Annotated in this window: 10 protein-coding genes; 3 read left to right on the top strand and 7 right to left on the bottom strand. The window is 69.7% G+C overall.

Translation table 11 applies throughout. The features are described 5' to 3' along the window. Window positions 1-22: 22 nt before the first annotated feature. From tilS to dacB, 3 genes are all read right to left on the bottom strand, one after another. On the bottom strand, window positions 23-1,066 hold the full coding sequence (tilS, locus tag ACFV6H_RS33710) for a tRNA lysidine(34) synthetase TilS (protein WP_384783432.1): 1,044 nt from the start codon (window positions 1,064-1,066) through the stop codon (window positions 23-25). 233 nt (window positions 1,067-1,299) lie between these two features. Next, window positions 1,300-2,430, bottom strand: a complete 1,131-nt coding sequence (locus ACFV6H_RS33705; RefSeq protein ID WP_093597587.1) for a zinc-dependent metalloprotease — start codon at window positions 2,428-2,430, stop codon at window positions 1,300-1,302. Window positions 2,431-2,659: 229 nt separating this feature from the next. Further along, entirely contained in the window at window positions 2,660-4,087 is a 1,428-nt protein-coding gene (gene dacB / locus ACFV6H_RS33700; RefSeq protein ID WP_385550049.1) for a D-alanyl-D-alanine carboxypeptidase/D-alanyl-D-alanine-endopeptidase, read from the bottom strand. A 177-nt stretch (window positions 4,088-4,264) separates the two neighbouring features. On the opposite strand from dacB, the gene ACFV6H_RS33695 reads away from it, so the two are divergent. Continuing rightward, window positions 4,265-4,759: an inorganic diphosphatase gene (locus ACFV6H_RS33695; protein WP_046504875.1), complete on the top strand. Its 495-nt coding sequence runs from the start codon at window positions 4,265-4,267 to the stop codon at window positions 4,757-4,759. 263 nt (window positions 4,760-5,022) lie between these two features. Beyond that, complete coding sequence (locus ACFV6H_RS33690; protein WP_385550139.1) at window positions 5,023-6,765, top strand: threonine/serine exporter ThrE family protein; 1,743 nt, start codon at window positions 5,023-5,025, stop codon at window positions 6,763-6,765. A gap of 54 nt (window positions 6,766-6,819) precedes the next feature. Here ACFV6H_RS33690 and ACFV6H_RS33685 read toward each other — a convergent pair whose 3' ends face one another. Next, window positions 6,820-7,542 carry a DedA family protein gene (locus ACFV6H_RS33685; protein WP_384984074.1) on the bottom strand — a complete coding sequence of 241 codons (723 nt, stop codon included), beginning with the start codon at window positions 7,540-7,542 and terminating at the stop codon, window positions 6,820-6,822. Between the two features lie 224 nt (window positions 7,543-7,766). Here ACFV6H_RS33685 and ACFV6H_RS33680 point away from each other — a divergent pair, with 224 nt between their 5' ends. Continuing rightward, window positions 7,767-9,203, top strand: a complete 1,437-nt coding sequence (locus ACFV6H_RS33680) for a glutamate decarboxylase (RefSeq protein ID WP_384984072.1) — start codon at window positions 7,767-7,769, stop codon at window positions 9,201-9,203. A gap of 61 nt (window positions 9,204-9,264) precedes the next feature. Here ACFV6H_RS33680 and ACFV6H_RS33675 read toward each other — a convergent pair whose 3' ends face one another. The 3 genes from ACFV6H_RS33675 to ACFV6H_RS33665 all read right to left on the bottom strand — a co-directional run bounded on the left by ACFV6H_RS33675 (window position 9,265) and on the right by ACFV6H_RS33665 (window position 12,382). After that, window positions 9,265-9,909 (bottom strand): PadR family transcriptional regulator, encoded by a 645-nt coding sequence (locus ACFV6H_RS33675; protein ID WP_385550044.1) that lies wholly within the window; start codon window positions 9,907-9,909, stop codon window positions 9,265-9,267. Window positions 9,910-9,979: 70 nt separating this feature from the next. Beyond that, on the bottom strand, window positions 9,980-11,446 hold the full coding sequence (locus ACFV6H_RS33670) for an aldehyde dehydrogenase family protein (protein ID WP_093597760.1): 1,467 nt from the start codon (window positions 11,444-11,446) through the stop codon (window positions 9,980-9,982). 54 nt (window positions 11,447-11,500) lie between these two features. Next, on the bottom strand, window positions 11,501-12,382 hold the full coding sequence (locus ACFV6H_RS33665) for a helix-turn-helix domain-containing protein (RefSeq protein ID WP_384984066.1): 882 nt from the start codon (window positions 12,380-12,382) through the stop codon (window positions 11,501-11,503). Between the last annotated feature and the right edge of the window lie 167 nt (window positions 12,383-12,549).

Below are 12,549 nucleotides of genomic sequence, written 5' to 3'. Positions count from 1 at the left end.
ACAGCCGTAGTGCTTCCGCGCTTCAGCCCTGCCGGACGACCAGTCTGCCACCCTGCCTCCTGGCCTCCACGCGGCCGGGCAGGTTGATGGCTCCCTGGCCGCGCCAGCCCGTGATCAGGCGGTCGACCTCTTCGATGTGACGGGCGAACAGCGATCCGGCCGGGGCGCCCGCGGCGATGACCGCCCGGCGCAGCACACGGCGGCGGACGGCGGGCGGGAGCGCGTACAACTTGGCGCAATCCAGCAGTCCCGACTCGTCCCGTACGGCGCGGTCCGCGTCGGCGGCCCAGGCGTCGAGGGCGTCGGCGTCGTCGCGGGAGAGCTGTGCCGTACGGGCCAGGGCCTCCACGACGCCCTTGCCGAGACATTTCTCCAGCGCGGGCAGGCCTTCGTGGCGCAGCCGTGAGCGGGTGTACGCGGGATCGCTGTTGTGCGGATCGTCCCAGACCGGGATCGACTGGACCAGACAGGCCTTGCGGGCGGTCTGGCGGTCGAGCTGGAGGAAGGGACGCCGGTAGCGGCCGGCCGTCCCGGAGACGGCCGCCATGCCGGACAGCGAGCGGGTGCCCGAGCCGCGGGCGAGGCCCAGCAGCACGGTCTCCGCCTGGTCGTCGCGGGTGTGGCCGAGCAGGACGGCGGCGGCGCCGTGGCGCTCGGCCGCGGCGTCCAGGGCGGCATAGCGCGCGTCGCGCGCGGCGGCCTCGGGACCGCCCTCGCGGCCCACGGTCACGGCGACGGACTCGACGGGATCGAGCCGCATGGCGCTGAGCCGGGCCACGACCTCGGCGGCCCGCAGATCGGAGCCGGTCTGGAGACCGTGGTCGACGGTGACGGCACCGGCCCGTACGGAGAGCTTCGGGGCCTCGAAGGCGAGCGCGGACGCGAGCGCCATGGAGTCGGCGCCGCCGGAGCAGGCGACCAGCACGAGCGGCCGCCCGCCGGTGGTGGGCGTGGCGGCGGAGGCGGGGAGGACGGTCGGAGGATTTTCCGCGCGATCGGTCAGGACGTCGTGGAGTACGCGGCGGACCGCCAGGCGTATCGCCGCGACCGCAGGATGGGGACCCATATCCGGTGCCCTTCGTGATGTTATTTGGGGGGTGCCTCGGTCGGTGTACGGACGGAGAGCGTCACTCAGAGTGCGTCGATGGTGACAGAACCGAGCCATTACCCGAGCATTGCACGCCTATCCCTCACTCACGGTCCCTCGGATGGGTGATACATGGGGCGTTCTTCTGCCGGGAGCCGGACCGGGCTTCTCCCGGGAGCCGGATCGGGCGTCCGCCCGGCACCGGACCGGGCTCATGAATCCGGCCTGCGGTGCACCCGTGCGATCCAGTCCGCCGGTGTGGCGATCTCCGCCTTGGTCGGGAGCGTGTTGGGCGAGGTCCAGACCCGGTTGAAGCCGGCCATGCCGACCTCCTCCACCACGGACCGTACGAACCGTTCGCCGTCGCGGTACTGGCGCAGCTTGGCGTCGAGGCCGAGCAGCTTGCGCAGCGCCTGGTCGAGCCGGCTGGCGCCACGGGCCCTGCGCTGCTGGAACTTCTCCCGGATCTCGGCGACGGAGGCCACGACGTCGGGGCCCACGCCGTCCATCACATAGTCGGCGTGCCCTTCGAGCAGGGACATCACGGCGGTCAGCCGGCTGAGGATCTCGCGCTGTCCGGGCGTCTGGACCAGTTCGACGATGCTTCTGCCGTGCTCGTCCTCCTCGCCCTCGGGTCGGCCGCCCGCGAGCGACTGGGCGGCCTCGCGCAGCCGCTCCAGTACGGTCATCGGGTCGACCTCGGTCTCCTCCAGGAAGGACTGGATCTCGCCCTGGAGATGGTCCCGCAGCCAGGGCACACCGGTGAACTGCGTACGGTGCGTCTCCTCGTGGAGCGCCACCCAGAGCCTGAAGTCATGCGGATCGACGTCCAGTTCACGCTCGACATGGACGATGTTCGGCGCGACGAGCAGCAGCCGTCCCGCGCTGTGCTCGCCCGCCGGAAGATCGCGGGTGGCGGGCGCGAACGTCTCGTACTGGCCGAGCACCCGGGAGGCCATGAACGACAGCAGCATGCCCAGCTCGACACCGGTCACCTTGCCGCCGACCGCGCCGAGCACGGCGCCGCCGGGAGTGCTGGCGCGGCGCTCCAGCATCTTGTCGAACAAGGGCTTGAGCAGCTCGCGGAATCCCGCGACGTTCGCCTTCACCCAGCCGGCCCGGTCGACCACCAGGACGGGAGTGTCCGGTGGCTCATGGCCGTCGGGGATCATCCGCGTGTATCCGCGGACGTGCTCCTCCGAGGCCTTGGCATGCCTGCGCAGCTCGGCGACGATCTCGCGCGCCTCGTCCCGGGTCACTTCGGGCCCCGGCCGTACCAGGCGGGTCGCGGTCGCCACCGCGAGATTCCAGTCGACCATCTCGGCACCACCGATGCTCGTCATGCGTCAACCGTACGTGCTCGGCCCGCGGAGCGGTGAGGTGTCCGTGGCCCGGATCTTCCCTCATACCGTCCCCTACGGGATGGCGGGCGGCCCGGAATCAGGCCGGGAGACGGGCCGGGACCGGGGCCACGGAGCCGATTGGGCCGTCGGAGGGCCTCACGCGGGCCGGGGGCCCAGTGGGAGCGGGAGGCACCGGGAGGCGAGCGGGCTCAGCGGAAGGCGAGCGCGCTCAGCGGACCAGGGACGCGGAGAGCCGGTCCAGGACCGCCTGCGCTTCGCCGGGCGACGAGGTGGAGCCCGCCATGAACGCGAAGGCCAGCAGCCGGCCCCGGGAGTCGACGGCCGTGCCCGCCAGAGTGTTCACGCCGGTGAGCGTGCCTGTCTTGGCCCGGATCAGCCCGGCGGCGGGCGCGGCGTCCTGGTACCGGTTCCTGAGAGTGCCGCTGAACCGGGCGACGGGCAGTCCGGTGAGAACGGGACGCAGCTCCGGATGGTCCGGATCCGCCGCGCGTGCCAGCAGGGCCGTGAGCAGCGCGGCGCTGGCCCTGTCCTTGCGGTCCAGACCACTGCCGTCGGCGAAGCGGGCGCCGGTGAGAGGCACTTCGAGCTTTTCGAGCTGCGCGCGGACTGCCTGTTCGGCGCCCGCGAAGCTCGCCGGGCGGCCCGTGGCGAGCGCGGTCTGGCGGGCCAGGGACTCCGCGACGTCGTTGTCGCTCTCGGTCAGCGCGCGTTCGACCAGCGCGGAGAGCGGCCGGGAGTAGGTCTTGGCGACGACTTCCGCGCTCCCGGCGGCCTTGGCGGATCTGGCAGGTTTGGCGGGCTTGGCCGCGGTGGGAGCCGCGGTGGTACGGACGCCCTCCTCGCGCAGCAGCTCGGCGAAGAGATCGGCGGCGTCGCCCGCCGGATCGCCGCTGCGCGGCGCGGGCCCACGGGTGGACTTGTCGAGCCGGCCCTGCCCGGCCATCAGCGCGTCGACGGGCGCGATGTTGTCGTTGGGACCGATGGGATGGGCCCTGGGCCCCGAGTAGAGGGAGGCGTCGTAGTGCAGCGTGACCTTGGTGACGCCGCGGTCGTGCAGCACGCGCGTGGTGTCCTCGGCCAGGGAGCGCAGCCCTTCACGGTCGAGTGTGGCGTCACCGCCGCCGACGAGCGTGAGCGTCTTCGCGTCCCGGGTGGCCGTCACCGTGGTGGCGATGCGGTGGTCGGGACCGAGCGCGGAGAGCGCGGCGGCCATCGTGGCGATCTTGACGGTGGAGGCCGGAGTCATCGGGGTGTCCGCGGCCTTCCCGTACAGCGGCTTGCCGGTGGCAGCGTCCACGACCGAGGCCGTACGCAGCTTGCCGAGGGCCTTGTCGTCCAGCAGCGGGCCGAGCGCCTTCCCGAGCCCTGCCGACAGATCCGCCAGCTCCGCGGGCTCCGCGCCCTGGGCGGTGAGCACGGAGAGAACTTCCGGGGCGCTGGGGGCGGGTGAGGGCGTACGAGGAGCGCGCGGGTCGTGATGTGCGCCACCCGTACGGCCCTGGGCGGCGGCCCACTCCCGCTCGGCCTTACGCTGACCGGAGTCCCAGGGGCCGGCCACGGCCACCGCGACCGCCGCGAGCGCCAGGCCGGCCACCACGGAACCTGCCGTGAGCTGCCACACTTTCGGCTCAAGCACGGCTGACCAGCCCCTTTCGCGATCACACTGCTGCGTGGGGGACACTTAATCACTGCGTCTTGCCACGAGCATGGCACCCCGGCCAGAAGCGGCCTTCAGACCGCCGGTCCGGGGGCCTCCTCCACCGCGACGACGCAGTATGACCGGACATATGTGTTGATCATGGAGGAGCCACCCGTGGAGTTCGACGTCACCATCGAGATCCCTAAGGGTTCGCGGAACAAGTACGAGGTGGATCACGAGACCGGTCGGATCCGCCTCGACCGTCGTCTCTTCACCTCGACCAGCTACCCGGCCGACTACGGCTTCGTGGAGAACACCCTCGGTGAGGACGGCGACCCGCTGGACGCGCTGGTCATCCTGGACGAGCCGACCTTCCCTGGCTGCCTCATCAAGTGCCGTGCCATCGGTATGTTCCGGATGACGGACGAGGCCGGCGGGGACGACAAGCTGCTCTGTGTCCCGGCCTCGGACCCGCGCGTGGAGCATCTGCGCGACATCCACCATGTCTCGGAGTTCGACCGTCTGGAGATCCAGCACTTCTTCGAGGTCTACAAGGACCTGGAGCCCGGCAAGTCGGTCGAGGGCGCCGAGTGGGTCGGCCGCGCCGAGGCCGAGGCCGAGATCGAGGCCTCGTACAAGCGACTTGAGGCGCAGGGCGGCGCGCACTGAGCGCGCACTCCTCCTTCGTGTGACCGGCCGGACAGCCGGACGGACAACGGGCGGCGTACCTCTTGGGAGGTGCGCCGCCCGTCCGTGTGCGCGGACGCGTGCGTGAAGGCGCGTGCGGGCGGTGCGGATGCGGGCGCAGGTGCGGGTGTGGCTGTTCATGTCCGTGCTCATACTGGGCAGACGCGGAGCTACGAACACATCGGCGGAAGCAGCACACGAGAGCGAGTACGACAGGGAGCCAGTGAGTGACGGCGTCGACAGCGGTGGCCGAGCCGGATGGCCCGGAGGAGCGGAAGCCTCAGTCGGACGAGGCGCACAGTGCGTTCACGCCGCCGCACGGCGTGGAGCGGCCGGCGCTCTCCGAGGACCGCCACCCGACATCGGAGTTCGCGCTTCCCGAAGGACTGAGCACGGAGCAGCAGCAGGCCGGGCGCGGTGGCTCGGCCTTCGGTACGCCGCAGGCCAGGCGGGAGGGCGGGCCAGGTGGCAAGCCGGGCCGTACCGCCCGTAAGCCGCACACCGTCGCCACGCCCGTCGTCACGCCCGTCAGCCTGCCCTCCGGTGTCCCTGCCGGAGTCCCCAGCGGCGTACCCGCGGTCCTACTGGCCAAGGGCGCTCCCTGGCAGGACCGGATGCGTACGCTGCTGCGGATGCCGGCCGGGGAGCGGCCCGTACCGGAGACGGTGCAGCGGCACGACGACAACGGGCCCGCCGTACCGCGCGTACTGGATCTGACGCTCCGTATCGGCGAGCTGCTGCTGGCCGGCGGCGAGGGCGCCGAGGATGTCGAGGCCGCGATGTTCGCGGTGAGCCGCGCGTACGGGCTCGACCGCTGCGAGCCCAATGTCACCTTCACGCTGCTGTCGATCTCCCATCAGCCGTCGCTGGTGGAGGATCCGGTGACGGCCAGCCGGACGGTACGGCGGCGGGGCACCGACTACACCCGGCTCTCCGCCGTCTTCACACTGATCGACGACATCACCAGCGGGGACACGGATGTCACGCTGGAGGAGGCGTACCGGCGGCTGGCGGTGATCCGCCGTAACCGGCACCCGTATCCGGGCTGGGTGCTGACGGTGGCGAGCGGAGTGCTGGCCGGCTCCGCGTCCGTGCTGGTCGGCGGTGGGCTGCTGGTCTTCGTGGCGGCGGCGTTCGGCGCGATGCTCGGCGACCGGCTTGCCTGGCTGTGCGCGGGCCGCGGGCTGCCGGAGTTCTACCAGTTCGTGGTGGCCGCGATGCCGCCCGCGGCGATGGGAGTGGCGCTGACGCTGGTGGGCTCGGCCGCGCAGTGGGAGGTGCGGCCCTCCGCCGTGATCACGGGCGGTCTCTTCGCGCTGCTGCCGGGACGGGCGCTGGTGGCGGGAGTCCAGGACGGGCTGACGGGCTACTACATCACCGCGTCGGCGCGGCTGCTGGAGGTGATGTACTTCTTCATCGCGATCATCATCGGTGTGCTGACCGTGCTGTATCTGGGCGTGCAGCTCGACGCGCAGCTCAATCCGGACGCCGCGCCGCACACCGCGGAGCGTCCCGTGGTGCAGATCCTCGCCGCCGTGGTGCTGAGCTTCACCTTCGCGATCCTGCTCCAGCAGGAACGTTCCACTGTGCTGATGGTGTCCCTCAACGGCGGTATCGCCTGGGTCGTGTACGCGGCGCTGCATGACACGGGCGGGATCTCGCCGGTGGCCGCGACGGCGGTGGCGGCCGGTCTGGTGGGGCTGTTCGGACAGCTCTTCTCGCGCTACCAGTTCGCCTCTGCGCTGCCGTATGTCACGGCGGCGATCGGGCCGCTGCTGCCGGGCTCCGCGACCTACTTCGGGCTGCTGGGCATCGCGCAGAACAATCCGGACCGCGGACTGACCTCGCTCTCCAAGGCGGCGGCGCTGGCCCTGGCGATCGCGATCGGCGTGAATCTCGGCGGTGAGATCTCCCGGCTGTTCCTCACGGTGCCGGGAGCGGGCCGGGCGTCGAGCCGCCGCGCGGCCAAACGGACGCGCGGCTTCTAGTCGGGTACGTACGGGCCCTACAGGCTCGGCTTACGGTCGCGGCGCGGCGGCCGGTCAGCGCTTGGCGTGGCGGCCACGGCCGCCGCCCGGAGCGCCGGGAGTGTCCGAGGCGGACGCGCCCGGGTCCTGGTGGTCGGCCGTCAGGGCGGCGGCCTTCTTGGACTTGGAGCGGGCCCGCAGGAACTCGATCACGATCGGCAGCACCGAGATCAGCACGATGGCGATCAGGATCATCTCGATGTGCTTGTTGACGAAGTCGATCTTGCCGAGCGCGGCCCCGAGCAGCGTGACACCCGCGCCCCAGAGCGTGCCGCCGATGATGTTGAACGTGATGAACGAGCGGTAGTTCATCCGGCTCACGCCGGCGATGATCGGTGTGAACGTACGCACGACGGGCACGAACCGCGCCAGGACCAGCGACTTGGGACCGTACTTCTCGAAGAACTCGTGCGCCTTCTCGACGTTCTCCTGCTTGAAGAGCCGGGAGTCCGGGCGTTTGAAGAGCGCCGGGCCGACCTTCCGGCCGAAGAGATAGCCGACCTGGTCGCCGATGATCGCGGCGAGCACCACCAGGACACAGACGAGCCACAGCGGATAGTCGAGTGTGCCGGCCGTCACCAGCAGGCCGGTGGTGAAGAGGAGCGAGTCACCCGGCAGGAAGAAACCGATGAGAAGGCCGGACTCGGCGAAGACGATGGCCAGAACACCGATGAGCCCGAAGGTCCCGATCAGATAGTCCGGGTCCAGCCAGCTTGGTCCGAGCGCAAGGGTGGTCACGGGTTCCGGACTCCTGTGTCGATAGTCGGTCGATCGTCAATTCGGCGTGGTCGGCCGCGCACAAGTTATCAACGCCTGTACACACCTCCAGGTTCCACCCGGGCTCCTTGGCATGCTCCACGGATGCGCCACCGCAGCATTTCGGGCATAAATAAGGAAAACGACCGCGCTGATGCCCCCCACCGGGATGGCCCACCGCGCCGATGCCCCGAGGAGAACCGCCGATGCCACTCCACCGAGGCGCGGACGCGAAAGCCGGCGTCCCCGAGGCCGAGCGCGCCGAGCTGCGGAGGCTCTCGCTCAATCCCTTCTACGGTGAGGCCGATCCGATCAGCGGAATGGCCGCGGCGCCGCCCACCCACCGGCTGCCCGACGGACCGATCCCGCCCAACGTCGCGTATCAGCTCGTCCATGACGAGCTGATGCTCGACGGCAACTCCCGGCTCAATCTCGCCACCTTCGTCACCACCTGGATGGAGCCGCAGGCCGCCACGCTCCTGTCGGAGTGCTGGGACAAGAACATGATCGACAAGGACGAGTACCCGCGGACGGCCGAGCTGGAGCGGCGGTGTGTGGAGATGCTCGCCGACCTCTGGAACGCGCCGGACCCGGCAGCAGCCGTCGGCTGCTCGACGACCGGGTCCAGCGAGGCCTGCATGCTCGCCGGAATGGCCCTCAAGCGCCGCTGGACCAAGCGCAACGCGGACCGCTATCCGGCGAGCGCCCGGCCCAATCTCGTCATGGGCATCAATGTCCAGGTCTGCTGGGACAAGTTCTGCGACTTCTGGGAGATCGAGCCGCGGACGGTGCCCATGGAGGGCGACCGTTTCCATCTCGATCCGCAGGCCGCCGTCGATCTCTGCGACGAGAACACCATCGGCGTCGTGGCCGTGCTGGGCTCCACCTTCGACGGCTCGTACGAACCGGTCGCCGAGGTGTGCGCGGCGCTGGACGCCCTTCAGCAACGTACCGGCCTGGACATCCCGGTCCATGTCGACGGAGCGTCCGGCGGGATGGTCGCGCCCTTCCTCGACGAGGACCTGGTCTGGGACTTCCGGCTGCCGCGCGTCGCCTCCATCAACACCTCCGGGCACAAGTACGGGCTCGTCTACCCGGGCGTCGGCTGGGCGCTGTGGCGCTCGCCCGCCGATCTCCCCGAGGAGCTGGTCTTCCGCGTGAACTATCTCGGCGGCAACATGCCGACCTTCGCGCTGAACTTCTCCCGGCCGGGCGCCCAGGTGGTCGGGCAGTACTACACCTTTCTCAGGCTGGGCCGCGACGGCTACCGCGCCGTCCAGCAGACGGCCCGGGACATCGCCATGAAGCTGGCCGGACAGATCGAGGGACTGGGCGTCTTCCGGCTGCTCTCCCGAGGCGACGAACTGCCCGTGTTCGCCTTCACCACCGCTCCCGGTATCGAGAACTTCGATGTCTTCGACGTCTCGGCCCGGCTGCGCCAGCACGGCTGGCTCGTGCCCGCGTACACCTTCCCGGCCAACCGTGACGATCTCTGTGTCCTGCGGATCGTGTGCCGCAACGGCTTCTCCGCCGATCTGGCCGCGCTGCTCATGGCCGATCTGGAAGCGGTACTGCCCGAACTGCGCCGCCAGGCACATCCCTTGGAGCGGGACAAGGCCGCCGCGACGGCCTTCCACCACTGATCGCCCGGCCGCCGGTTCCGCTCCGGGGGCGGGGCTCGGGCCCTGTCCGGTCGGACAGGACCTAGGGCCGCTGATCTCCGTCATCGGGAATCCCCGTCGCGTACGGGTTCTCCTGGCCTTCGGCGAGCACTCCCACAAAGGGCTCGCCCTCACCCGCGAAGGTGTACGCACCGCCCTCGACGCGCCTGATCAGGCCTCGCGTCCACTCCGCGCCCGTGTCCGCCGAGTGCACCCACAGATTCATGATCTCGCCGATGTGCCCGAGCTGTCCCGGGCCTTCCTCGGGCACATAGTTCTCGGTCACCGCGGCCCGCCAGGCCTCGATGCCGGCCACCCGCTCCTTGAGCAGTTCCACGACCTCCGCGCGCGGCAGGTCGACCATCGAGCCGAGTCCCGCCGACAGCACGTCCGTCCGCTGGTCGTACGAGGTCAGCGACTCACGCAGCAGCCTGAAGTACTCCGCCCGGCCCGCGTCCGTGATCTCGTACTCGGTACGCGGCGGCCCGCCCGCCGTGCTCGGCGCGACCTCGTGCGCCAGCAGCAGGCCCTGCTTCGCCATCTGCTTGAGCGCGTGATAGATCGAGCCGGGCTTGGCGTTGGACCACTCGTGGGCGCCCCAGTACTCCAGATCGTTGCGCACCTGATAGCCGTGGGCCCGCCCGTGCTGACGGACCGCGAAGAGTACGAGCAAACGGATCGCTGACATCCGTCCAGATTATGACCAGCCGCCCGGAGACCGGCCGAGGCCCGTACGGCCGTCGGCCCCGCTCCCGCCGTCAGAGCGGGAACGTCGTACGGCCGTGCTGCACCGAGATCCACTTCTGCGTCGTGAACGCCTCGACCGTCGAGTCACCGTTCAGCCGGCCGAGCCCAGAGAACTTCTCGCCGCCGAACGCCACCAGCGGCTCGTCCTGCACGGTCGAGTCATTGACATGGATCATGCCGGTGACGATCCGCTTGGCGAACGCGACACCGCGCTCCACGTTCGAGGTGTGCACGGCTCCGCTCAGCCCGTACGGAGTGTTGTTGGCGAGCCGTACCGCCTCTTCCTCGCCGTCGAACGGAATCAGCAGCACCACGGGACCGTAGATCTCCTGCCGCATCAGCGGCGAGTCCTCCGCGAGGCCCGCCAGGACCGTCGGCTCCACCAGATTGCCGCGCGTACGGCCCCGTACGAGCGCCGTGGCGCCCTCCGCGAGCGCCTGCTCCACCAGCGCCGTCAGGGCGTCCGCCTGGAACGTGTTGATGACCGGGCCGATCTGGGTCTCGGGATCACGCGGATCGCCGGTCCTGAGCGCGGTCACCTTCGCCACGAACTTCTCGGTGAACTCCCGCTCGACGCTCCGGTCCACCAGGATCCGGTTGGCGGCCATACCGACCTGTCCCTGGTAGATGAACCGGCTGGCGACCGCCGCGTCCACCGCGTAGTCGAGGCCCGCCTCGTCCAGATCGTCGAGGACGACCAGCGCGCTGTTGCCGCTCAGTTCGAGAATGGCCCGCTTGAAGTTGCCGCCCGCGACGGCGCCGACATGGCGGCCGACCCGGTCGGAGCCCGCGAAGGAGATCACCTTCGGCACGGGATGCTCGATCAGCGCGTCGCCGACCTCCGCGATATCCGTCACCAGGACATTGAGCAGTCCGGCCGGCAGCTCCGCGTCCTCGAAGAGCTTGGCTATGAGTCCGCCGCCGACGACGGGCGCGTTCTGGTTGGGCTTGATCACCACGGCGTTGCCGAGCGCCAGGGCCGGCGCCACGGACTTGATCGTCACCAGGAACGGATAGTTGAAGGGACTGATCACTCCGATGACGCCCACCGGCAGCCGGTAGACGCGGTTCTCCCGGCCGTCGACCGGCGACGGCAGGATCCGGCCCTCGGGACGCAGCGCGAGCTGGACGGCCTCGCGGAGGAACTCCTGGGCGGTGCGCACCTCGTACTCCGCCTTGACGCGCGTCCCGCCGAGCTCATCGATGATCGCCTCGATGATGTCGTCCTTGCGCTCCTCGACCAGTCTGAGCACCCGCTCGAAGACCAGCCTGCGCGTGTACGGATTCGTCTCGGCCCAGTCGCGCTGCGCGCGTTCGGCCGCGCGGTACGCCTCGTCGACCTCGGCCACCGTCGCGATCGTGATGGCCGCGAGCTTCTCCCCGTTGTACGGATTGAAGTCGATGATGTCCCACGAGCCGCTGCCGGTCCGCCACTCGCCGTCGATGTACTGGTGGGCCAGATCGGTGAAGTAGGACATGCGATCCCTTACTGCAGGTGCAAACTCCTGATGTGAGGTCATCGTACTGATGTCTCAGATCAGTTGGAGCAGTCCGCGGAGGACATCTCGGCTCTCCTCCGGTCCCGGGCTGTCCGCCTGTAGCCGAGCCATCACCCGTTCGTACTGGGCGACCTCCTCGCGCTTGTCCAGATACAGCGCACTGGTGAGCTGCTCCAGGAAGACGACGTCGGAGAGATCCGACTCGGGGAAGCTCAGCATGGTGAACGCGCCGCTCTCGCCCGCGTGCCCGCCGAAGCTGAACGGCATCACCTGGAGCGTGATGTTGGGCTGCTCCGAGATCTCGATCAGATGCTTCAACTGGCCCTGCATCACGGAGCGCTCGCCGTACGGGCGGCGCAGCGCGGCCTCGTCGAGAATGGCGTGGAAGCGTGGTGCCCGCTCGGAGACGAGGACCTTCTGCCGCTCCAGACGGAGCGCGACCCGGCGGTCGACCTCGCTGCGTGGCGCCTCCGGCTGGCCGCGGGTGACCACGGCGTGCGCGTACGCCTCGGTCTGGAGCAGACCGTGGACGAACTGCACCTCATAGATACGGATCAGTGAGGCGGCGCCTTCCAGACCGATATAGGTCTGGAACCAGCCGGGCAGCACATCACCGAAGCTGTGCCACCACCCCGCGACATTCGCCTCTCGGGCGAGGCCGAGAAGGGCGGCACGCTCGCCCTCGTCGGCGACTCCGTAGAGAGTCAGCAGGTCCTCGATGTCTCTGGCCTTGAAGCTCACCCGTCCCAACTCCATACGGCTGATCTTGGACTCGGAAGCGCGGATCGAGTAGCCGGCGGCTTCACGTGTGATGCCGCGCGTCTCGCGCAGCCGCCTCAGCTGTGAGCCAAGCAGGATGCGCCGCACCACGGAACCGCCCGATTCGGCTGCGGTCACGTCTCCAACCCTCCCCATCGCATGTGGTTCTTCACCGGAGCACCCCCGAACTCCAAGTGCCGGATTCTGCCATCAAAACGCTTCAGCCCGTACTCATTCGATTACGGAAATAAGAAGGCTTTGCGTAGCGAGCAAAACTGGTCACGGGGAGAAACATGCCAGAAACGGTACGGGATCGGTCAAGT

It is taken from the genome of Streptomyces sp. NPDC059743, from assembly GCF_042732975.1.
Classification (GTDB): Bacteria; Actinomycetota; Actinomycetes; order Streptomycetales; family Streptomycetaceae; genus Streptomyces.
This window is presented reverse-complemented; position numbering and strand designations above follow the sequence as displayed.